We start from the raw sequence: 22624 nt of genomic DNA, 5'->3' as shown, positions 1-22624 counted from the left end.
AACGGGACCAGACCGGCATGAACACGAAGATCGCCTTTGCGGCCGGTCGCGAAGTCTCGGCGCAAGCTGCCTGCGCAACGCTGATGGCGCGCTATGGCAATGTGCCCGAAGCCGAGGCGGATGTGATCGTCGCGCTGGGCGGCGACGGGTTCATGTTGCACACGCTGCACCGCACCCAGGACCTGCCAGCACCGGTCTACGGGATGAACCGCGGCACCGTCGGGTTTCTGATGAACGAATATTCCGAGGACGATCTGTCCGAGCGGCTGAAGCTGGCCGAGGAAGAGGTGATCAACCCGCTGTCGATGCTGGCCACCCGCTCTGACGGCTCCGAGCATCGGGCGCTGGCGCTGAACGAGGTCTCGTTGCTGCGCGCCGGGCCACAGGCGGCCAAGCTGCGGATCAGCGTCGATGGCAAGGTCCGGTTGCCCGAGCTGGTCTGTGACGGCGCGCTGGTGGCCACCCCGGCCGGGTCGACCGCCTATAATTATTCCGCCCATGGTCCGATCCTGCCCATCGGCGCCGATGTGCTGGCGCTGACGGCGATGGCGGCGTACCGGCCCCGGCGCTGGCGCGGCGCCCTGCTGCCAAAGACCGCAATGGTCCGCTTTGACGTGCTTGAGGCCGAAAAACGCCCGGTGATGGCAGATGCCGACAGTCGCTCGGTGCGCGACGTGATCGCGGTCGAGATCAAGTCCGAACCGACGATTGCCCATCGGATCCTGTTCGATCCGGGCCACGGGCTGGAAGAACGGTTGATCAGCGAACAATTTGTTTGACGCTGGTTGGCGTCAGGTGAAGGCTTGACTTTCACGGCACATTGTTGACTAAGTCAATAATGATCGAGTCAACATCAACCCCCCGCGCGGTGTCCGAACTGCGCCGCTTTTCACGATTCTACACCGGTTTCGTCGATGCGCTGTCGGACCGGATGCTGAAAAGCGAGTTCTCGCTGCCGCAGGCACGGGTGTTGCATGAGATTGCCACCGGCCCGAAAAACACCCAGGCCGCTGATATGGCGCGGGCGCTCAGGATGGATGCCGGGCAATTGTCACGGATCCTGTCGGGGCTGGAGACAGCCGGGCTGATCGAACGCGCCGCCCAGAAGGCCAATGCCAAGCGGTTGAACATCACCCTGACCGAAACCGGCAAGGTGGAATTCACTCAATTGGACCGGCGGTCATCAGAGCAGACCGCGGCGGCGCTGGAAAAGCTGACCGGCAGCGACCGGACCCGGGTGGTGCGGGCGATGCGGCTGATCACCCGGCTGCTGGGGGCCCGTCCGCACCCCGCGGTGCCGGTGGATCTGCGGCCGCTGGAACCCGGCGACATGGGCTGGGTGATCTGGCGGCAATCGGTGCTTTATGCTGGGGAATACGGCTGGAACGCTGAGTATGAGGCGTTGGTTCTGCAAATCCTGGCGGATTTCACCAAGGCGCATGACCCGAAGCGTGAAACCGGCTGGATCGCCGAGATTGATGGCGAGCCGGTGGGCGCGGTGTTCCTGGTGAAAAAGGACAAGACCACCGCCCAGCTGCGGCTGCTGCATGTCGAAGGCGCGGCGCGTGGCCGTGGCATCGGGCGGGCCCTGGTCGAGGAATGCCTCAGCTTTGCCCGCGCCGCAGGCTATCGGCGGATCGAACTCTGGACCAATGACGTGCTGCGTTCGGCTCGGCGGATTTACATCCACGCCGGGTTCCGCCTGATCGAGGAAACTGCGCATCACAGCTTTGGCCATGACCTGATCGGCCAGACCTGGGGCCGCGACCTTTAACAGGGTGCCGAAACAGTCCCTTAACCGGAAGGCTGTCCCCGCTTCAGGGCTGTTTCGCCTGATCGCGATGCCCTTAGGCGGCTCGACATGTGCCCCGTGGATCGTCTCTCCGCGTCATGCGGCACGCAACCGGGGTGGTCTGGCGAGGTGGTTGGCGGCCATTGCCAGAATGAACCGCGACCGGACGCGTTCGACGCCGCGATCCATGGTCCGAGCCATGCCGCCGACGGTTTTGGCCCATCCGAACGCTTCCTCACCCCCGTCGGTGCGGCCCAAAGGGTGAATCATGTTCTCACAGCCCTGTCGAGGCAGGGCTCGTTCAGCAACCTGCTAAGGCCTCCGACCACCCTGACCTGTGTCGGTCAGGCTGTCTCCTTGGCCAGGCCGATGCTTTGCAGCGCCACCCGGATTTCGTCGAGAATTTCCGGATCGTCGATGGTCGCGGGCATCTTGAAGGCCTCGCTGTCCGCGATCTTCACCATCGTGGCGCGCAGGATCTTGCCCGAGCGGGTTTTCGGCAAGCGATCTACCACCACGGCGGATTTGAATGCCGCCACCGGGCCGATCTGATCGCGCACCATGGCGACCACCTCTTTCACGATTTCATCGTGCGGGCGGTTCACCCCGTTGGTCAGGCACAGGAACCCGACCGGGGTCTGGCCTTTCAGCGGGTCCGAAACCCCGATCACCGCAGTTTCGGCAACATCGGGGTGATTGGCCAGAACCTCTTCCATCGCCCCGGTCGACAGGCGGTGTCCGGCGACATTGATCACGTCATCGGTGCGCGCCATGATGTAGAGATAGCCATCCGCATCGATCATGCCGGCATCGCCGGTCTCGTAATAGCCGGGAAAGGTGTTGAGATAGCTTTTGCGGAACCGGTCTTCGGCGTTCCAGAGGCTGGGCAGGGTGCCCGGCGGCAGCGGCAGTTTCACCGCGATGGCACCCAGTTCACCGGGCTTCATCGGGTGACCGGCCTCATCGAGGATCTGCACGTCATAGCCGGGCATCGCCACCGAGGGTGAACCGACCTTGATCGGCAGCAATTCGATCCCGACCGGGTTGGCGGCAATCGACCAGCCGGTTTCGGTCTGCCACCAATGGTCGATGATCGGCTTGCCGAACATCTCTTGGGCCCAGTTGATGGTGTCCGGGTCGGCGCGTTCCCCGGCCAGATAGATGGTTTTCAGCGCGCTCAGGTCGTATTTGCGGACGAAATCGCCCTTGGGATCGACCCGCTTCACCGCGCGGAATGCGGTGGGCGCGGTAAAGAAGCTTTTGACCTTATGTTCGGAGATCACCCGCCAGAAGGTGCCGGCGTCGGGCGTGCCCACCGGCTTGCCCTCGAACACGATGGTGGTGTTGCCATTGATCAGCGGCCCGTAGCAGATATAGCTGTGGCCGACGACCCAGCCGACATCCGAGGCGGCCCAGAACACATCGCCAGGGCCGACATCATAGATGTTCTTCATCGACCAGTTCAGCGCCACCAGATGGCCGCCAGTGGGGCGGATCACCCCCTTGGGCTGACCGGTGGTGCCGGAGGTATAGAGAATATAGGCCGGGTGATCGCCTGCGACTGGCACGCAATCGGCAGGCTCGACGCCATATTGAAAGCCGTGCCAATCGTGATCCCGCCCCTCGATCAGCTTGGCAACCTCTTGTTCGCGTTGAAAGATGACGCAGAAATCGGGCTTGTGGGTCGATTGTTCGATCGCGCCGTCGAGCAGCGGCTTGTATTGCACCACCCGGCCCGGCTCCAGCCCGCAAGAGGCGGCGATGATCGCCTTGGGCGTGCAATCGTCGATCCGCACCGCCAGTTCATGCGCGGCAAAGCCGCCGAACACCACCGAATGGATCGCGCCCAGACGGGCGCAGGCCAGCATCGCCTCAAGCGCTTCGGGCACCATCGGCATGTAAATGATCACCCGGTCGCCCTTTTCGATGCCCTGGGCGCGCAGCGCCCCGGCCAGCCGGGCGACGCGGTTGCGCAGATCGGCAAAGGTGATCTTGTGAATGGTGCCGGTGATCGGGCTGTCGTGGATGATGGCAATCTGGCTGCCACGGCCATTCTCGACATGGCGGTCGACGGCGTTCCAACAGGTATTCACCTGGCCATCGACGAACCATTCGTAAAGCGGCGTGTTTTCATCAAACAGCGCCTTTGACGGCTTTTCGATCCAGTCGATTGCCTCGGCCTGTTCCATCCAGAACCCGTTGGGGTCTGATTTCCAAGCCTGATACACGTCTGCATAGCTCATCCGCGTTCTCCTCCATCCCGCGTGCGTGCTGATTGCCATGTCTGATAGACCCGCGACATGACACCAATCAAGTGCGCAACCTGTGCGACGCGGTCGCAGGTTTGCGGTAACATTGCGGGTTTTGCCTGGCTTGTAAAAGGACTTCACAGCCTTTGGAATAGTTGGTAAATTTCTTTTTCATCCGTGTTGGCACGATATCACCCGTAATGCGCCACCGGGGTGCCGGCGATGGCGCTCATGTTCAGCAACCCGCGGGTGGTGATCGAGGGGGTGACCACATGGGCGCGATTGCCCATGCCCATCAGGATCGGCCCGACCTCGAGCCCGCCGGCGCGCATCTTGAGGATATTGCGCACGCCCGACGCCGCATCGGTATTGGCAAAGACCAGCACGTTGGCCGCGCCCTGCATCCGCGTCTCGGGGAAGATGCGCGCGCGCAGGGTCGCATCGAGCGCGGCGTCGATATGCATCTCGCCCTCGTAATGAAAGTTGCGCGGCGCGGAATCGAGGCTGTCGAGGGCGGCGCGCATCCGCACCCCGCTGTCATTGTCGAGGTTGCCGAACTGCGAATGCGAACACAGCGCGATGTTCGGCTCCAGCCCGAAGCGGCGCACGTGGCGGGCGGCGCCGATCACCGTTTCGGCGATCTGTTCCGGCGTCGGCTCGTGGTGCACATGGGTGTCGGCGATGAACAGCGGTCCGTCCTCAAGGATGATCAGCGACAGCGCACCGACCGGATGCAGATCGCCGGTGCCCAGCACTTGCTGGACATAGTTCATGTGCCACAGGAACTGGCCGAAGGTGCCGCAGATCAGGCTGTCGGCCTCTTCGCGATGCACCATCACCGCGCCGATGGCGGTGGTGTTGGTGCGCATCACGGCGCGGGCCAGGTCCGGGGTGACGCCGCGCCGTGACATCAGCGAATGGTAGGTGCCCCAGTAATCGCGATAGCGCGGGTCGTTTTCCGGGTTCACGATGTGGAAATCGATACCGGGGCGGATTTTCAGCCCGGCGCGTTTGCAGCGCCGCTCGATCACCTCGGGGCGGCCGATCAGGATCGGTTGTTCGGTGGTTTCGTCAAGGATCGCCTGGGCGGCGCGCAGCACCCGCTCATCCTCGCCTTCGGCAAAGACGATGCGACGCGCGGCCGAGCGCGCGGCATGAAACACCGGCCGCATCAGCAGCGCCGATTTGAACACCGAGGAATTGAGATTTTGCCGATAGGCCTCGAGATCCGCAAGCGGGCGGGTGGCCACGCCGGTTTCCATCGCCGCCTTGGCGACGGCGGTCGACACCACGCCAGAGAGGCGCGGATCAAATGGTTTCGGGATCAGATAATCGGCACCAAAGGTCAGCTGTTCGCCGCGATAGGCCATTGCCGCCTCGGCGCTGGTGGTGGCGCGGGCGAGGGCGGCGATGCCTTCGATGCAGGCGATTTTCATATCATCGTTGATCTCGGTCGCGCCGACATCCAGCGCCCCGCGAAAGATGAAGGGAAAGCACAGCACGTTGTTGACCTGATTGGGAAAATCGCTGCGCCCGGTGGCGATGATTGCATCCGGCGCCACCGCACGGGCCTCGTCCGGCATGATTTCGGGGGTCGGGTTGGCCAGGGCAAAGATGATCGGCCGTTTGGCCATTTTCACCACCAGATCCGGGGTCAGCACGCCAGGTCCGGACAGGCCGAGGAACAGATCGGCGCCCTCGATGACCTCGGCCAGGCTGCGCTTGTCGCTGGGCTGCGCGTAAACCGCCTTTTGCGGGTTCATATCCTCGGCCCGGCCCTGGTAAACCAGCCCGTGAATGTCGCAAAGCCAGACGTTTTCGCGTTTGACGCCGAGTTTCAGCAGCATGTTGAGGCAGGCAATCCCCGCCGCGCCGCCGCCGGTGCTGACGATCTTGATATCCTCAAACGCCTTGCCGGCGACCCGCAGCGCATTGGTCGCCGCCGCGCCGACGACGATGGCGGTGCCATGCTGGTCGTCATGGAACACCGGGATATTCATCCGTTCACGGCACAGCTTTTCAACGACAAAGCAATCGGGCGCCTTGATGTCCTCAAGGTTGATCGCGCCAAAGGTCGGCTCCAAGGCACAGACGATATCGGCCAGTTTCACCGGGTCGGATTCGTTCAGCTCGATGTCAAAGCAATCGATCCCGGCAAATTTCTTGAACAGGACGGCCTTGCCCTCCATCACCGGTTTGCTGGCCAGCGGCCCGATATTGCCCAGCCCCAGCACTGCGGTGCCATTGGTCACCACCGCCACCAGATTACCGCGCGCGGTATAGCGCGAGGCGATGGTCGGATCGGCCTTGATTTCAAGACAGGCCTCGGCGACGCCGGGGGAATAGGCCAGGCTCAGGTCGCGGCCATTGGCCAGCGGCTTGGTCGCGCGGACCTCAAGCTTGCCGGGTTTGGGCAGCTCATGATAGGCCAGCGCCGCCTGCCGCAGGGTTTCCTTGCCAACATCCGCCATGGTGTTCTGCCCTTTCAGACTCGAATAGTTTAGCGTTAAACCGATTTCTTCGGCGCGGAAAGCGGATCCGCGCGCGGCCCCTAAATTGCCGTAGGGTTAGGCTTGTGTGCACCCTTGCAAACTGGCGACGCCTTGTCGACACTGGCTGGATCAAAACAGGGGCCGATATGGATATGCTCTCAGCCGCGACGCAAGTGCGCGAAAACGCCCATGCGCCCTATTCGCGTTTCAAGGTCGGCGCCGCGATCCGCGCAGCCAGCGGGCGGATCTATGTCGGCTGCAATGTCGAAAATGTCGCCTATCCCGAAGGCACCTGTGCCGAGGCCGGGGCAATTGCCGCGATGATCGCCGCCGGCGACAGGCAGTTGAACGAGGTTCTGGTCATCGCCGACAGCCCGGCGCCCGTGCCGCCCTGCGGCGGCTGTCGGCAAAAGCTGGTGGAATTCGGCGCGGGCGATACGCCGGTGACGATGTGCACCCTCGATGGCGCAACCCGGGTGATGACTCTTGCCGAACTGCTGCCGGGCCGGTTTGACGCCAGCCATATGGCAAAGGCCTGAGCGATGGATGCCCGCCGCATCATCGCCCGGCTGCGCGACGGCGAAACCCCGACCAGGGACGAGCTGCGCTGGTTCGCCGCCGGGCTGGCTGACCGCAGTGTCAGCGATGCCCAGGCCGGGGCCTTTGCCATGGCCGCGCTGCTGAACGGGCTGGGCGAGGAGGGCCGGGTGGCGCTGACCCTGGGGATGCGCGACAGCGGCAAGACCCTGGCATGGGATCTGCCTGGCCCGGCAATCGACAAGCATTCGACCGGGGGGATCGGCGATTGCGTGTCGCTGGTCCTGGCCCCGGCGCTGGCCGCCTGCGGCGCCTATGTGCCGATGATTTCCGGGCGCGGGTTGGGCCATACCGGCGGCACGTTGGACAAGATGGAAGCGATCCCCGGGCTGACCACCCAGATGGACGAGGCGCAGTTCCGTCAGGTGGTGGCCAAGGCGGGCTGCGCGATCGTTGCGGCCAGCGCCGAAATCGCCCCGGCGGACAAGCGGCTCTATGCGATCCGCGATGTGACCGCGACGGTCGAGAGCCTCGATCTGATCACCGCCTCGATCCTGTCGAAGAAGCTGGCGGCGGGGCTGGATGCGCTGGTGCTCGACGTCAAGCTCGGCTCTGGCGCCTTCATGAAATCCGAGGCCGATGCACGGGCACTGGCCAAGGCGCTGGTCAGCACCGCCAATGCGGCCGGTTGCCCGACCTCGGCGGTGCTGACCGATATGAACCAACCGCTGGCCCCGACCCTTGGCAACGCACTGGAAGTGGCGGACTCGATGCGGGTGCTGACCGGTGCCGCCTCCGGCCCGCTGGCCGAGATCACCGCCGCACTGGGAGGGGTGGTGTTGGCCTCGGCCGGTTTGGCGCACGATGTGACGGCGGGGGCGGAGGCGATTGCGACTGCGATCGCCTCGGGTCAGGCGGCGGAACGTTTTGGCCAGATGGTGGCGCTGATGGGCGGGCCGGTGGCCTTTGTCGACAATTGGGCGCGGTTTCTGCCCGAGGCAACGGTGATCCGCGAGGTGGTCGCGCCGCGCGATGGCTATATCAGCGCCTATGACGGTGAAGCGCTGGGCCTGGCGGTGGTCGATCTGGGCGGCGGTCGTCAGGTCGAGGGCGATGTGATCGACCCCTCGGTCGGGCTGTCGGATGTGCTGCCGCTGGGCACCTTGGTTGCCAGGGGCCAGCCGCTGGCCCGGGTCCATGCGGCGCGCACCGAAGCGGCGGATCAGGCCGTGGCGGCGGTGCTGGCGGCGGTGACCCTGGGCGAGGTGGTGCCGGTGGTGCCGCCCTTGATCCACGAAAGGATCAGCTGATGTCGCGTGCCTTTCTGATTGTCATCGACAGTGTTGGTTGTGGCGGTGCCCCGGATGCCGGGCGCTATTTCAACGGCGATGTGCCGGACACCGGCGCCAACACCCTGGCCCATATCGCCCAGGCCTGTGCCGCCGGGCGCGCCGATCAGGGCCGCAGCGGGCCGCTGCACCTGCCGGTGATGGATGCGCTGGGGCTGGGTGCGGCGGTGCGGCTGGCTTCGGGCGAGGCGACGCCGGGGCTCTCGGCGGAACCGGTGGGGCTCTACGCCGCGGCCACCGAGGCGAGCCAGGGCAAGGACACGCCATCAGGCCATTGGGATCTGGCAGGGGTGCCGGTGCCCTGGGACTGGGCCTATTTCACCAAGCTGGAGGAGTCCTTCCCCCCCGAGGTGATCGCGGCGGTCTGCGCGGCGGCCGGGACCGATGGCATCCTCGGCAATTGTCATGCCTCGGGGACCGATATCGTTACCAAAATGGGGGCCGAGCACATCCGCAGCGGCTGGCCGATCTGCTACACCTCTGCCGACAGCGTGTTCCAGATCGCGGCGCATGAAGAGGCGTTCGGCCTGCAACGGCTCTATGACCTTTGCAAGGCGGTGGCGCCGGTGCTGCATGGCATGCGGGTTGGCCGGGTCATCGCCCGCCCGTTCACCGGTGACGCGGAGCAGGGCTTTACCCGCACCATCAACCGCAAGGATTTCGCCATCGCCCCGCCCGCGCCGACCCTGTGTGACTGGGTGCAATCGGCCGGGCGCAAGGTGCACGGCGTCGGCAAGATCGGCGATATCTTTTCGATGCGCGGCATTGATGATGTGGTCAAGGGCAGCGATGCCGATCTGATGCTGGCCCTGTCCGAACTGATCGGCACCGCCGAGGACGGCAGCCTGACATTCGCCAATTTCGTCGAATTCGACAGCCTTTACGGTCACCGCCGCGACGTCGCAGGTTATGCACGGGCGCTGGAGTGGTTTGACGCCGAGCTGGGTAGACTGCTGCCGCGATTGCGCACTGGTGACATGCTGGTGGTCAGCGCCGATCACGGTAACGATCCGACCTGGACCGGCACCGATCACACCCGCGAACGGGTGCCGGTGCTGGTGGCGGGCAAGGGCGCCGGATCACCCGGGCTGATCGCCTTCAGCGATGTCGCCGCCAGCATCGCCGATCACCTTGGCGTGCCCGCCGCCGGGCCGGGGCGGAGTTTCCTATGAGATGGCAAGCCTTTCCCAAGGTCGAATTGCACCTGCATCTTGAGGGTGCGGCGCCGTCGGCGTTCATTCGCGGGCTGGCCGCGGAAAAGCATGTCGATATTCACAAGGTCTTTGATCAGGACGGCAATTACGCCTTCCGCGATTTCGTGCATTTCCTTCAGGTTTATGAGGTCGCGACCTCGGTGCTGCAAAGCCCTGAGGATTACGCCCGGCTGACCCGCGCGGTGCTGGAACAGAGCGCCGAAAACGGGGTGATCTATTGCGAAACCTTCCTGTCGCCAGATTTCTGCGGCGGTGGCGATGTTGCGGCCTGGCGCGAGTATCTGAGCGCGATGCAAGAGGTTGCGACCCAGGCTGAGGCCAAGGACGGCATCACCCTGCGCGGCATCATCACCTGCATCCGCCATTTCGGACCCGAGCAGGCCCGGACAGCGGCGCTCTGCGCGGCGGATACGGTGGGGGATTTCATCACCGGTTTCGGCATTGCCGGGGACGAGGGCAAGGGCCGCCCGCGCGATTTCCTCTGGTCATTCGATTGCGCCCGCGAGGCCGGGCTGCGGCTGACCGCCCATGCCGGGGAATGGGGCGGGCCGCAATCGGTGCGCGAGGCGCTGAGCGATCTCAGGGTCGAGCGGATCGGCCACGGCGTCCGCGCGATCGAGGATCTGGCGCTGGTCGATGAGCTGGCCGAGCGCGGCGTGGTGCTGGAATGCTGTCCGGGATCGAACGTGGCGCTGGGGCTTTATCCGTCCTGGCAGGATCACCCGATTGAAAAGCTGCGTGCGCGCGGGGTGAAGGTCACGGTATCGACCGACGACCCGCCGTTCTTTCACACCGATATGACCCGCGAATTCGACGAATTGGCGCGCGCCTTTGGCTGGCAGGCCGAAGATTTCGCCGAGATCACCCGCACCGCCCTTGATGCCGCCTTCTGCGACGAGGACACCAAGGCACGCATCGAAAAACGACTGGAGACACCTGGATGAGCAAACACCTGACCATCGTTGATCACCCGCTGGTGCAGCACAAGCTGTCGATCATGCGCGACAAGTCGACTTCGACCAAGTCGTTCCGCCAGCTGCTGCGCGAGATCAGCCTGCTGCTGGCCTATGAGGTCACCCGCGAATTGCCGATGACGATTGATCGCATCGAAACCCCGATAGAGCCGATGGACGCGCCGACGCTGGACGGCAAGAAACTGGCGCTGATTTCGATCCTGCGGGCCGGGAATGGGCTGCTCGACGGGGTGCTGGAGCTGATCCCGGCGGCACGGGTCGGGTTTGTCGGGCTGTATCGCGACGAGCGGACGCTGCAGCCGATCCAGTACTATTTCAAGGTGCCCGAAGCGCTGGAGGATCGTCTGGTGATCGCCCTCGACCCGATGCTGGCCACCGGCAATTCCTCGGTAGCGGCGATTGATCTGCTGAAAGAGGCGGGGGCCACCAACATCCGTTTCATGTGCCTTTTGGCCGCGCCCGAGGGCATTCAGCGGATGAAGGAGGCGCATCCCGACGTGCCCATCGTGACGGCGGCTGTGGACCAACGCCTGAACGAACATGGGTATATTGTGCCAGGGGTAGGGGATGCGGGCGACCGCATGTTCGGCACTAAATAAGCGATTTACCGGTTTACTCACTGCCTGTGCTCAGGCAGAATGCCATCTACATTATGGGGGCATAATGATGTTGAGCAGAGCAATTTGGGTAGCAACCATTATCTTGGGGGTTTCCGTGTCAGCGGCACAAGCCCAGAGCTTGAAGTCTGATGCCGGACCGGCAGAATATCCGCCATCCTCCTACAAGGCCAATCAATATGTCGACAGCAAGGGCTGCGTCTATATTCGGGCGGGTGTCGGCGGTCAGGTGACCTGGGTGCCGCGCGTGGCGCGCAACCGGCAGGTTGTCTGTGGCTACAAGCCGAGCCTTGCCGATCGCAGCCAGGCCACGGCCCAGCCCACCCAATCGACCGACAAGGTGGCGGTGATCCAGGCTGCCAAGCCCGAACAACAAACCGCGCCGAAACCGGCCCCGCGTGTCGCCGCCGCGCCGCAGCCGAAACCGGTGCCGCGCGTCGTTGCCGCTGCGCGTCCGGTCGCCGTGCCCGCACCCCGGCCCGTCGCGGCGCCGACTCCGGCGCCGTTGCGGACCACCCGACGGGTGGTGCGTGTGATGCCCACGGTCGCAACAGCGCCTGCGCCGAAACCGGTGCAAAAGCCGCGGGTCTATTCCCAGGCGCGCCCGGTGGCACCGGCCCGCGATCTGTCGCCGGGTGAAATTGCCTGCCCCAATCTGTCTCCCGTCGGTCGGCGCTATGTCAGCACCAATGGCGGTCGGGTCGAGGTGCGCTGCGGTCCGCAGGCGGCGTCGCCCAATGGCTATGGTGGCGCGTCCTCCCATGGCCGCGCGGCCTATGCCGGTCGCAGGCTGGCTCCGGGCACCGTGCTGAAGAAATCCGAGATTCCGCCGGGGGTGCGCGTGGTGCCCCGCGCCGTCTATGAAGATCACCGCAAGGCCGCGTCGCTGATGGTCACGCCACCGGGATACCGGCCGGCGTTCGAGGATGACCGGCTGAACACACGGCGCGCCGAAATGACCGGTGAAGGCATTCGCCAGACCGATCTGATCTGGACCAGCACGGTGCCGCGTCGCTTGATCGACCGCCGCACGGGCCGTGATGTCACCAGGCTGTTCCCGAATTACCGGGCGCCAGTGGTGTCGACCAGCGGCCGGGCCAAGCCAGCGCCGCGTGCCAAAGTGGCCGTGGCCGAGCCTCGGACCCAGGTAAAGACCCGGGCCAAGCCCAAGACCTTGGCGCAGGTCTTTGGCTTTGAAACCGCATCGGCGCCCGCCGCAGCACCGGCCCCGAAAGCCACCGCTGTGGTCTCGACCCGCTCGGCCCCGCGCGCGACACCTTCGGGGCATCGCTTTGTGCAGGTCGGGGCCTTTGGCGAAATCGGCAATGCCAACCGGGCCGCGCAGCGTCTCAAATCGGCGGGCCTGCCGGTGCGGATGGGCAAGTATCGGCGCGGTTCAAAGGAATTCAGCCTGGTGATGACCGGCCCGTTTGCCGATGGCACCTCGCTGGCGCGGGCCCTGCAGATCGCCCAGCGGTCCGGTTTCCGGGATGCCTTTACCCGGCGCTGAAGCCTGAATTCGGACTATGTATAGAGAGAGGGGCGCGGTTTCTGCGCCCCTTTTGCTTTGGCCGCGCGGATTGATCGACCCGGGGTTATTCGCAGATCGCCTGCAGGCGCAGCCAATCGGCATCCACCAGCACCGGGACCGGCGCGCCGGTGGGGTAGGGGTCGGCCTCGATCAGGCCGATGGTGCTTTCACCGGTGATATCCAGCGCATAGGCATAGGGGGTGGCGCGGACCCCGTGATCGCGAAACCCGCTCAGGATATCCTCATTCGACAGCGGCTCTTGCGGGGTGGTCAGCAGGCTGCGGGCATAGGACTCGATGACCTCGTCGCTCAGCACCCCGGTGGTCAGCAGCCGCAACGTCGCCAGTGGCCCCGCCGCCGCCAGCAAGCGGCCCAGCGGATCACGCTCACGGGCGCGGCGATCCGCGACGATGACATAGCCGGCGACCACATCGGGATCGCTGGTGTCCTCGACCACCGTCCGGTTCAACAGCACCAGGTCGCCGGGTAGCAGGATCGCGCCGCGCACCCCGTCGCGCATCACATGGATGCGGAACGAACCGTTCGGGCCGGGCAGCCGGGCGGCCAGCCGGGCCAGTGCCGCGCGCCCGTCGATGTCATCGCAGGGGGCGCCCGCGACATGGCGGATGCGCTCAAGCAGCGCCTCGCCGATCGCCACCCGCTTGACCTCGGGCACCACCGACAGGGCGTGGTTTTCCAGGGCGCCGGGCAGCCAGAACACCGCTAGCAGCGCCAGGCCGACGGCGGTGGCGCCAAGGACCCCGATCCGCAGGCGGCCAGGATGCGGGCGGCGGTTCTCGATCGCCCGGCGCACTTTTTCGATGGCGGCGACCATCACGGTTTCATCGGCGGGCAGTTCCAGGGTTTCCTGATCCAGCCCGTCGGGGCTGTAGATCGCGGGGAGTTCGCCGGGATTGAGGCGGATCACCGCGGCCAGCGACCAATGCGCCAGAGCCCGGTCATTGGTGTCGGTCAGTACCAGAGTGGCGTCGCCCAGTGAGGCCACCACCTCACGGCGCTGGTCTTCTGCCCGTTCGCGCCACAGGCCGCGCGCCTCAAGACGCTGATATTCGCTGAGGGCCGTCATTGCCGGTTCGTGCCGTTCTGCTCTGCCACTTCGGGCAAGACTACACCGCGATGCAGTCTCGGGCAATTCGCCTCTGGCGCAGGGTGTGACCGGCGGGTCAGGGCTGTCGCGCCCGCGCGCGCAGTTCGAATTTCTGGATCTTGCCGGTCGAGGTTTTCGGCAATTCGCCAAACACCACCGATTTCGGCGTCTTGAATCCGGCCAGCTTGTTGCGGGCAAAGCTGATCAGCGCCTCGGCATCGCCATTGCGCCCATCCTTGAGCTCGACAAAGGCGCAGGGCACCTCGCCCCATTTCTCGTCCGGCTTGGCGACCACCGCGCAGAGCAGCACATCGGGATGACCCATCAGCACCCCCTCGACTTCGACCGACGAGATGTTTTCGCCGCCCGAGATGATGATGTCCTTGGCCCGGTCCTGGATCTGCATATAGCCGTCGGGATGCTGCATGGCGAGATCGCCGGAATGAAAATAGCCGCCGCGAAACGCCTCTGCCGTGGCCTCGGGGTTCTTGTAATAGCCCTTCATCACCCCATTGCCGCGAAACATGATCTCGCCCTGGGTGGCGCCGTCCATCGGCACCTGATCCATGTTGTCGCTGTCGAGCACGGTGACATGTTCATAGGCGGGCATCGCGACACCCTGGCGCGCCTTGATCGCGGCACGGTCATCGCCCTGCAAGTCGCCCCAGAGGTCGTCGTCCCAGGTGCATTCGGTGGCCGGGCCATAGGTTTCCGTCAGCCCATAGACCTGGGTGACATTGAAGCCCATCGGTTCGATCGCCGCGAGGGTGGCCGGGGCAGGCGGCGCGCCGGCGGTGAATACCTCGACGATCTGATCGAACCGGCGCTTCTCGGCCTCGGGCGCGTTGACCAGCATGTTCAGCACAATTGGCGCGCCGCCGAAATGGGTGACGCCCTCATCGGCGAAAGCATCGAACATCGGTCCGGCGGCGATGTCGCGCAGGCAGACCATGGTGCCGCCGAGCAGCGGGATCATCCAGGGATGACACCAGGCATTGCAGTGAAACAGCGGCACGATGGTCAGGTAACGGGGATAGAGCACCATTCGCCAGCTCAGGATCTGGCCCATCGCGTTCAGATGTGCGCCGCGGTGGTGATAGACCACCCCCTTGGGACGCCCGGTGGTGCCCGAGGTGTAGTTCAGCGCGATGCTTTCCCATTCATCCTGCGGCATGATCCAGTCAAACGCCGGATTGCCGCGCGCCAAAAGGTCCTCATACGTCATGTAATGGCCGCTGGCATGGACACCGCCATGATCGTCGGGCACTTCGATAACCACCGGTGCCGGGCCCTGCATCCGATCGATCGCTTCGGCCAGGGTCGGCAGGAATTGCGGATCGACCAGCACCACCTTGGCGCCGCCGTGATCCAGGATATAGGCGACGGTATCCGCATCCAGCCGCACGTTGATCGCGTTCAGCACCGCGCCGCAGGCGGGCACGCCGAAATGCGCCTCGACCTGGGCGGGCAGGTTCGGGATCATCGTGGCGACGACTTCGCCCGGCTCAACCCCGAGTCCGGAGAGGGCCGAGGCCAGCCGCGTTACCCGCTCCTTATACTCGCCGTAGGTCTTGCGATGCGGGCCATAGACCACCGCCAGCCGCTCTGGCCAGATCCGCGCGGCGCGGGTCAGGTTGGACAGCGGCGTCAGCGGCACATGGTTGGCGGGCGTCTTTTCCAGCCCGGTCTCGTCACTCAGCCAGCCCATACTGGTCCTCCCCTACATAATACAGGTGTCCTTTTTGCCGTCCCCCGCAGTTTGGCGCAAGCTGATGCATTGCCGGGGCCGGGCGGGCAGGTAATCATGTGCGGATGATCCTGTCACGCGGTCGCCGCTATATATTCATCCATATCCCGAAAACCGGCGGCACCGCGATGGCGCTGGCGCTGGAAGCCCGGGCGATGAAAGACGACCTGATGTTGGGCGACACCCCCAAGGCGCAGAACCGGCGCAAGCGGTTGGCCGGGGTGCAGAGCAGAGGGCGGCTGTGGAAACATTCGACCCTGGGCGATCTGGACGGGCTGCTCAGCCGGGACGAGATGCAGGCGCTGTTTGTCTTTACCCTGGTGCGCAATCCCTGGGACCGGGCGGTCAGCTATTATCACTGGCTGCGCGGCCAGGGATTTGAACACCCGGCGGTGCATCTGGCCCGCGAGCTGAGCTTCGCCGCCTTCCTCGCCCATCCACAGACCCGTGCCGCATTTCGCGCCAATCCGGCGCAAAGCTATGTCAGCGCGCCGGACGGGGCCGAGATGTGTGACCTCTATATAAGGCTGGAACATGTCGAAACCGATGCCGAGCCGCTGTGGGATCACCTGGGGTTCCGCCTGGCCCTGCCGCTGGCCAATGCCTCGGATCGGGGCAGGAACTACCGGGATTACTATGATTCGCGCTCTCAGGCCCTGATCGCGGCTGATTGCGCCGTCGATATCGCGAGATTCGGCTACAGCTACTAAACCTCTCCGAAAAACTGCCCAAAATTAGCTTCAATTTGCCTCTTTTCGCCCAATTGTTCGCGATGGCAGAACGATGCCCCAATTTTGTCCTTTTGGCGGCAAACGGCGGACCCGAAGTCGGTGCTTATTGGTGTCATCAAAACAAACGGCACAAAGCCGAAGGACACGGGAACAAAACTATGCTGGACTTCATCACCAACGACTTTCAGAGCCACCACGAAGACGAGGCCCTCCAATCCGCCCTTGGCGGCGCCAATTCCGGCGTCATGTCCGGGATCGTTGCCGGCACCAAGGTCGCCACCATTCACGGCTGGCAGCGCGTCGAAGACATCAAAGTCGGCGATGCCGTGCTGACCTTTGACAATGGCCTGCGCCCGGTGCGCGCCATCCGCCGTCAGCCGCTGTGGAACGGCATCGGCAAATGCCCGGGCCAATTCCGTCCGTTGCATGTCCCGGCCGGGGTGCTCGGCAACCGCGAAGCGATGATCGTTCTGCCGCACCAGGGTCTGGTTGTGGAAAGCGACGCCGCCGAGGCCGCCCTGGGCGATCCCTTTGCCATGGTCCGCGCCGAAGAGCTGGAAGGTGTCTGCGGTATCGAACGGGTGTCGCACCTGGCCTCGGTCGAGGTCTTTGTGATCCAGTTCGACGAAAACGAGATCGTGTTCACCGCCCATGGCGCGCTCTGCGTCTGCGCTGCGGCGGGTGACCTGATCAGCCAGCTGTTCGAAACCAATGGCGGCCAGGATTACCGGCTGCTGTCCTCGGATTTCGACGCCGGTGTGATCGCCGACATCCGTTGCGAGATCATCGAAGCCTGGCTTGACGGCGAGGACCGCTGCGAAGATGCGGAAATCGTCTACGACATGCCCCGCGTCGCCTGATCGCCGACCTGTCCTGTTGATTTGCGCCGTTTCCCGGCGGCCAGATCTGAGTAAATCAAACCGCGTTCCTGCCAGACGGGGACGCGGTTTTTCTTTGCGCCGCGTGTCTGACGGCGGGTCGCGGCTACTGCCAGATCAATCGCTTGGATCAATCCCCTGGCTCAATCCGTTGCCGTGCTCGTCGCGGTTCCGCTGTCCTCGCGCTTGACCTCGGTATCGGTCGAAAACGTCTCGGTCCCGTCTTTCTTGATGCCGCCGGTTGGATCGTCCGACGCATTGCATTGGCCGATCGCCGACCAGTAATCCGCCACGGTGCATTGTTCGAGCCAGCCACCGGCGGCGCAGATGACGCTGCCGACCGGGTAATAGCCGCCCATATAGGCGCAATCGGCGGCGGCGGGGCCGCTGATCAACATTGTGGCGGCAAAAGTCATGGAAAGTCGTTTCATGATATCCTCCAAAAAAATTTGGTGGCACCGGGGCCGTGCGAGGGGCGGCGCCAAATAGGGATTTGGCTGCGACCTGGCGGCAATTGACAATGCGCCACCGTCAGTCGGGTGAAACGTCGCGCAATGGATATACCACCGTCCGGGCGCGGCACCGAATGAAATTAATTGTCATGTAATGTTCGGGCGGGACTCAGCGAAGGCGCGGGTCCGGCCGTTGCCGCCAAAAGAAAAGGACCGCGTGCCGGAATAGCGCGCGGTCCTCTCGATCAACTGGTGGCGCTATCAGGCAGCCTTGGCACCGGCGCCGAAGCGGCCATAGAAGGTCTCTCCCTTGTCGGCCATTTCACGCAGCAGCTTGGGCGCGGTGAACCGCACGCCATGCGCCTTGGTCAGCCGGTCACAGCGTTTCACCGCCTCGGCTGCGCCGATGATATCGAGCCAGGAGAACGGCCCGCCGGACCAGGGCGCAAAGCCCCAGCCGAGGATCGCGCCGACATCGCCCTCGCGGATATCCTCGAGCACGCCTTCCTCAAGCGCGCGCACCGCCTCCAGCACCTGCGCGAACATCAGCCGGTCCTGCACCTCGTCAACCTCGGGGCGGTCGCTGTTCGAGGTGTATTTCTCGGTCAGCCCGTCCCAGATGCCCAGGCGCTTGCCCTTGTCATCATAGCTGTAGAACCCGGCGTTGGATTTGCGTCCCAACCGCCCCTGGTCATACAGCCAGAACATCAGCCCATCGACACCCTCGGCATCCGCGGGATAGTCCGCGCCCATCGCCTCTTTCGTCGCCTTGGCGATCTTCACCGCCAGATCGATCGAGGTTTCGTCGATCAATTGCAGCGGCCCGACCGGCATCCCCAGCATCCGTGCGGCATTGTCGACCAGCACCGGCGTCACGCCTTCGCTGACCATCCGCGCACCTTCGTTGAGATAGGGGATGATGCAGCGGTTGGCGAAAAAGAACCGCGCGTCATTGACCACGATCGGGGTCTTGCGGATCTGGCGGACATAATCCAGCGCCTTGGCCACCGCGCGATCCCCGGTCTTCTTGCCCTTGATGATCTCGACCAGCGCCATCTTTTCGACCGGCGAAAAGAAGTGGATGCCGATGAACTGATCCGGGCGGGTTGAGGCCTTGGCCAGCCCGGTGATCGGCAGGGTCGAGGTGTTGGAGGCATAGATGCAGGTCGCGGGGATCACCGCCTCGACGTTCTTGGTCACCTCGGCCTTGACGCCGACATCCTCAAACACCGCTTCGATGATCAGATCGGCGTCCGCCAGGGCATTGTAATCGGTGGTGGCATTGATCCGCCCCAGCACCTCGGCCTTTTTCGCTTCGGTGGATTTGCCGCGCTTGATGCCCTTGTCGAAATAGGCCTCGGCATAGGCTTTGCCCTTGTCCGCCGCTTCCTGTTTCTGGTCGATCAGCACCACCTCGATCCCGGCCTGGGCCGAGACCAGCGCGATCCCGGCGCCCATCATGCCGGCACCCATGACACCCATTTTCTTGACCCGTTGATCGGGGGCCTCGGGCCGGTTGGCACCTTTTTCCAGCGCTTCCTTGTTCAGGAACAGCGAGCGGATCATCGCAGAGGATGATGGGTTCATGATGACGCTGGTGAACCAGCGCGCCTCGATCCTGAGGGCGGTGTCAAAGGGCACCATCGCGCCCTCATAGACCGCCGAGAGCAGCGCCTTGGGGGCCGGGTAGGCGCCCCAGGTCTGGCCGTTGATCATCGCGTTGGCGCCGACAAAGGTCTGGAAGCCCGCCGGATGATAGGGCGCGCCACCGGGCATCTTGTAGCCCTTGGCATCCCAGGGTTTGACGATCTCCGGGTTGGAGAGCACCCAGGCCCGGGCGGCGGCGACCGGATCGGCCACCACCTCATCCGCGATCCCGGCTTTCACCGCGCCCTGCGGATCGCTCATCTTGGCCTGCAGCAGGAACGGGGCCGCCATCATCACGCCAAGCTTGCGCACGAGGCGGGTGGTGCCACCGGCGCCGGGGAAAATCCCGACCTGGATTTCCGGCAAGCCGAGTTTCGCCTTGGGATTGTCGGCGACAAAGAACCGGTGGCAGGCCAGCGGCAATTCCAGCCCGATGCCCATCGCGGTGCCGGGCACGGCGGCGGCAATCGGCTTGCCGCCCTTGTTGGTTTTCGGATCCATCCCGGCGCGCTCGATCTTGCGCAGCAGGCCATGCAGCGACATGATCCCGTCAAAGACGCCCTGGGCGCCTTCGGTTTTCATATCGGCCAGCACGTTCAGATCCATGCCCCCGGCCATCGTCTCTTTGCCGGAGGTGATGACGATGCCCTTGACCGCACCGTCGGCCAGTGCCGCGTCAACCGCCGCTTCCAGCTCGGCGGCGCCGGCCATGGTCAACACATTCATGCTTTTCCCCGGCAGGTCCCAGGTGATCAGCGCGACGCCGTCGGCGCCTATTTCCATCGTGAAATCAGTCATTTCTCTTCCCTTTCCTCAGGGTGATAATCCGCGCCGCCCCCTCACCCCGCCCCTCTCCCCCGCGGGGGAGAGGGAGGGCGCGGGCGGCCAGCGGGGTCACAGGCGTTCGATGATCGTCGCCGCGCCCATGCCGGAGGCGACGCAGAGGGTGGCAAGGCCGACCTCCTTGTCCGAGCGCTCCAACTCGTCCAGCAGGGTGCCGATGATGATCGCGCCCGAGGCGCCGAGCGGGTGGCCCATGGCGATGGCGCCGCCGTTCACATTGACCTTGTCGATATCGACATCGAAGGCCTGCATGAAGCGCAGCACCACGGCGGAAAACGCCTCGTTCACCTCGAACAGGTCGATGTCGCCGATGCTCATGCCGTGATCGCGCAGGATCTTTTCGGTCACCGGCACCGGGCCGGTCAGCATGATCGTCGGATCGGTGCCGATCTTGGCGGTGGCGCGGATGCGGGCACGGGGTTTCAGCCCCTGCGCCTCGCCAAAGGCCTTGGACCCGACCAGGATCGCGGCCGAGCCATCGACGATGCCGCTGGAATTGCCCGCGTGGTGGATGTGGTTGATCCGTTCGAGATGCGGGTATTTCAGCCGTGCCACATTGTCGAAGCCCGGCATCACCTCGCCCATATCCTTGAACGCCGCCTTCAGGGCGCCAAGTGTCTGCATATCGGTGCCTTGGCGGATATATTCGTCGTGATCGAGGATGGTCAGCCCGTTGACATCGCGCACCGGCACGATGGATTTGGCAAACCGGCCCTCTTGCCAGGATTGCGCCGCCAGTTTCTGGCTGCGTACCGCCAGGGCGTCAGCATCATCGCGGCTGATGCCATATTCGGTGGCGATGATGTCGGCGCTGATCCCCTGCGGCACGAAATAATCGTCGAGCGCCACGGTCGGGTCGACGGCAACCGCCGCGCCGTCACTGCCCATCGGCACCCGGGACATCATCTCAACCCCGCCAGCGATATAGGCATCGCCCGCGCCGCCTCGGATCTGGTTGGCGGCAAGGTTCACCGCTTCCATGCCGCTGGCACAGAAGCGGTTGATGGAAAGGCCCGGGATCGACTGATCAAGGTTAGAGGCCAGCACCGTGGTCCGCGCCAGACAGCCGCCCTGGTCCATCACTTGGGTGGCATTGCCCCAGATCACATCCTCGACCGCGTGGCCGGAGAGGCCGTTGCGTTCGGCAATCGCGTTCAGCATCTGCTTGCCCAGGGCGACGGCAGTCACCTCATGCAGGCTGCCATCGGCGCGGCCCTTGCCACGCGGGCTGCGCACGGCGTCGTAAATATAAGCGTCAGTCATGTCTGCTCCTTGCTTCAGAGGCCGCGGTCGGAAGGTCGGCCGGGCATCAGGTCATAGGGGTGTTTCCAGCCGGGCAGGGATTCGATATTGCCCAGCCAGCGGTCGATATTGGGCCAATCCTTGCGCTCAAAGCCGAACGGCTCGGGATAAAAAAGATAGCCGCAATTGGCGAAATCCGCCTGGGTCGGGCCGTTTCCGACCAGCCAGTCGCGGCCCTGCAGTCCGGCATCGAGCACCTTGAACGCGGCTTTCAGGCGGCCACCGAAAAAGCCGATCACCTCAAGCGGGCGCTTGTCTTCGGGCAGGAAGTTCATCAGGAACCGCTGGGTGCCGCATTGCGATGACATCTTGTGATTGTCAAAGAACATCCAGCGCAACACCTCGCGGTGCTCTTCGGGGGTGGCGCCGCCGAACTTGCCGGATTTTTCGCTGATATAGAGCTGGATGACCCCGGATTGCGACAGCACCACATCGCCGTCTTCCAGCACCGGCGCCTCGCCCATCAGGTTCTTGCCGAGGTAATCGGGAGTCTTGGTGCCGCCATTGAAGAAATCGATCGCGACCGGTTCCCAGTCGAGGCCGGAGAGTTCCAGCGGCAGCGCCGCCTTATAGGAATTGCCGCTTTCGCCAAAGCAGTGGAGCTTGATCGTCATTTTGGTCCTCCCGGTGGGTGATGGCGGACCGGGGGTTTCACACCCCCGGACCCCCGTGGAATATTTTTGGCAAGATGAAGGGGCGACGTAACACTTGGTTAACCGCGCCCGTGGTTCGATGCCGCTGCGTTACAGGCTGGAAAGCCGATGGACGTGCAAGGTGAAGCCCCGCCCGGATCAATCCGGTCGCCAATCCGGCAAGGCCGGGCGGGGTGGACCCCGTTTCCGCTTCATCTTGCCAAAAATATTCCCGCCGGAGGCGTTGGAACGGCGCCAGCGGCGCGGCATTGGGGCTTGTGGGCGTTGACAGTGCCATCAGCGTTTGCGCTCTCCCAGTTCCGCTTTGAACAACCGCAGCCGGTGCGGCAGGTTGTTGTCATGGGTCACACTGTCGAAGTTTTCGAAGAGAAACGAAAGCGCCTCGCCTTCGTCAAGCTCGGCTTCCTGGGCAAAGCGCTTCAGCCGCCGGTAGGCGTCTTCAGTCATGGCCACCGGCAACCGGCGGGTCAGGCGGAACCGTTTTGGCAAACCTTAGTCCTCCTCGGCG

At 64.3% G+C, this 22624-nt stretch carries 19 protein-coding genes and 1 pseudogene; 10 read left to right on the top strand and 10 right to left on the bottom strand.

Annotated elements, in window-relative coordinates; all coding sequences use genetic code 11:
* The first annotated feature begins 17 nt into the window (after positions 1 to 17).
* Complete coding sequence (locus tag P1U48_RS03560) at positions 18 to 779, top strand: NAD kinase (RefSeq protein WP_301067281.1); 762 nt, start codon at positions 18 to 20, stop codon at positions 777 to 779.
* Between the two features lie 59 nt (positions 780 to 838).
* On the top strand, positions 839 to 1774 hold the full coding sequence (locus tag P1U48_RS03555) for a helix-turn-helix domain-containing GNAT family N-acetyltransferase (protein WP_301067280.1): 936 nt from the start codon (positions 839 to 841) through the stop codon (positions 1772 to 1774).
* 114 nt (positions 1775 to 1888) lie between these two features.
* On the opposite strand, the pseudogene P1U48_RS03550 reads toward P1U48_RS03555, so the two are convergent.
* From P1U48_RS03550 to P1U48_RS03540, 3 genes and pseudogenes are all read right to left on the bottom strand, one after another.
* Positions 1889 to 2029, bottom strand: a pseudogene (locus P1U48_RS03550) (IS5/IS1182 family transposase); the annotation flags it as partial.
* A 107-nt stretch (positions 2030 to 2136) separates the two neighbouring features.
* Entirely contained in the window at positions 2137 to 4035 is a 1899-nt protein-coding gene (prpE, locus tag P1U48_RS03545; protein ID WP_301067276.1) for a propionate-CoA ligase PrpE, read from the bottom strand.
* 197 nt (positions 4036 to 4232) lie between these two features.
* The gene (locus P1U48_RS03540; RefSeq protein ID WP_301067273.1) at positions 4233 to 6512 is read right to left on the bottom strand and encodes an NADP-dependent malic enzyme; all 2280 of its coding nucleotides are present in this window, start codon (positions 6510 to 6512) and stop codon (positions 4233 to 4235) included.
* Positions 6513 to 6679: 167 nt separating this feature from the next.
* Here P1U48_RS03540 and P1U48_RS03535 point away from each other — a divergent pair, with 167 nt between their 5' ends.
* The 6 genes from P1U48_RS03535 (at position 6680) to P1U48_RS03510 (ending at position 12734) form a co-directional block, all read left to right on the top strand.
* Positions 6680 to 7072: a cytidine deaminase gene (locus P1U48_RS03535; protein ID WP_301067272.1), complete on the top strand. Its 393-nt coding sequence runs from the start codon at positions 6680 to 6682 to the stop codon at positions 7070 to 7072.
* Between the two features lie 3 nt (positions 7073 to 7075).
* On the top strand, positions 7076 to 8380 hold the full coding sequence (locus tag P1U48_RS03530; protein WP_301067268.1) for a thymidine phosphorylase: 1305 nt from the start codon (positions 7076 to 7078) through the stop codon (positions 8378 to 8380).
* A complete protein-coding gene (locus P1U48_RS03525) occupies positions 8380 to 9591 on the top strand; it encodes a phosphopentomutase (RefSeq protein WP_301067266.1) in 1212 nt (403 codons plus the stop codon). The genes P1U48_RS03530 and P1U48_RS03525 overlap by 1 nt, the downstream gene beginning before the upstream one ends.
* Entirely contained in the window at positions 9588 to 10577 is a 990-nt protein-coding gene (locus P1U48_RS03520; RefSeq protein WP_301067263.1) for an adenosine deaminase, read from the top strand. Before P1U48_RS03525 ends, P1U48_RS03520 begins: the two co-directional genes overlap by 4 nt.
* Positions 10574 to 11206, top strand: a complete 633-nt coding sequence (gene upp / locus P1U48_RS03515; RefSeq protein ID WP_301067260.1) for a uracil phosphoribosyltransferase — start codon at positions 10574 to 10576, stop codon at positions 11204 to 11206. The genes P1U48_RS03520 and upp overlap by 4 nt, the downstream gene beginning before the upstream one ends.
* Before the next feature lie 139 nt (positions 11207 to 11345).
* A complete protein-coding gene (locus P1U48_RS03510) occupies positions 11346 to 12734 on the top strand; it encodes an SPOR domain-containing protein (protein ID WP_301067257.1) in 1389 nt (462 codons plus the stop codon).
* 85 nt (positions 12735 to 12819) lie between these two features.
* Here P1U48_RS03510 and P1U48_RS03505 read toward each other — a convergent pair whose 3' ends face one another.
* Both P1U48_RS03505 and P1U48_RS03500 read right to left on the bottom strand, forming a co-directional pair.
* Positions 12820 to 13842, bottom strand: coding sequence for a hypothetical protein (locus P1U48_RS03505; RefSeq protein ID WP_301067255.1), 1023 nt, complete (start codon positions 13840 to 13842; stop codon positions 12820 to 12822).
* A 97-nt stretch (positions 13843 to 13939) separates the two neighbouring features.
* On the bottom strand, positions 13940 to 15571 hold the full coding sequence (locus P1U48_RS03500; protein ID WP_301067253.1) for an AMP-binding protein: 1632 nt from the start codon (positions 15569 to 15571) through the stop codon (positions 13940 to 13942).
* 104 nt (positions 15572 to 15675) lie between these two features.
* Between P1U48_RS03500 and P1U48_RS03495 the strand changes: the two genes are divergently transcribed.
* Complete coding sequence (locus tag P1U48_RS03495; protein WP_301067251.1) at positions 15676 to 16320, top strand: sulfotransferase family 2 domain-containing protein; 645 nt, start codon at positions 15676 to 15678, stop codon at positions 16318 to 16320.
* Positions 16321 to 16499: 179 nt separating this feature from the next.
* Positions 16500 to 17201, top strand: coding sequence for a Hint domain-containing protein (locus P1U48_RS03490; protein WP_301067249.1), 702 nt, complete (start codon positions 16500 to 16502; stop codon positions 17199 to 17201).
* A 161-nt stretch (positions 17202 to 17362) separates the two neighbouring features.
* Here P1U48_RS03490 and P1U48_RS03485 read toward each other — a convergent pair whose 3' ends face one another.
* The 5 genes from P1U48_RS03485 to P1U48_RS03465 all read right to left on the bottom strand — a co-directional run bounded on the left by P1U48_RS03485 (position 17363) and on the right by P1U48_RS03465 (position 22605).
* Entirely contained in the window at positions 17363 to 17650 is a 288-nt protein-coding gene (locus tag P1U48_RS03485) for a hypothetical protein (protein ID WP_301067246.1), read from the bottom strand.
* Positions 17651 to 17932: 282 nt separating this feature from the next.
* Entirely contained in the window at positions 17933 to 20116 is a 2184-nt protein-coding gene (locus tag P1U48_RS03480; protein WP_301067244.1) for a 3-hydroxyacyl-CoA dehydrogenase NAD-binding domain-containing protein, read from the bottom strand.
* A gap of 96 nt (positions 20117 to 20212) precedes the next feature.
* Positions 20213 to 21424 (bottom strand): acetyl-CoA C-acetyltransferase, encoded by a 1212-nt coding sequence (locus tag P1U48_RS03475; protein ID WP_301067241.1) that lies wholly within the window; start codon positions 21422 to 21424, stop codon positions 20213 to 20215.
* A gap of 14 nt (positions 21425 to 21438) precedes the next feature.
* A complete protein-coding gene (locus P1U48_RS03470) occupies positions 21439 to 22077 on the bottom strand; it encodes a glutathione S-transferase (protein WP_301067239.1) in 639 nt (212 codons plus the stop codon).
* 315 nt (positions 22078 to 22392) lie between these two features.
* A complete protein-coding gene (locus P1U48_RS03465; RefSeq protein ID WP_301067237.1) occupies positions 22393 to 22605 on the bottom strand; it encodes a hypothetical protein in 213 nt (70 codons plus the stop codon).
* Between the last annotated feature and the right edge of the window lie 19 nt (positions 22606 to 22624).

It is taken from the genome of Pseudooceanicola sp., assembly GCF_029213205.1.
Lineage (GTDB): Bacteria > Pseudomonadota > Alphaproteobacteria > Rhodobacterales > Rhodobacteraceae > Pseudooceanicola.
The sequence above is the reverse complement of the archived record's forward strand: the minus strand, read 5'-3'. Positions and strand labels throughout refer to the sequence as shown.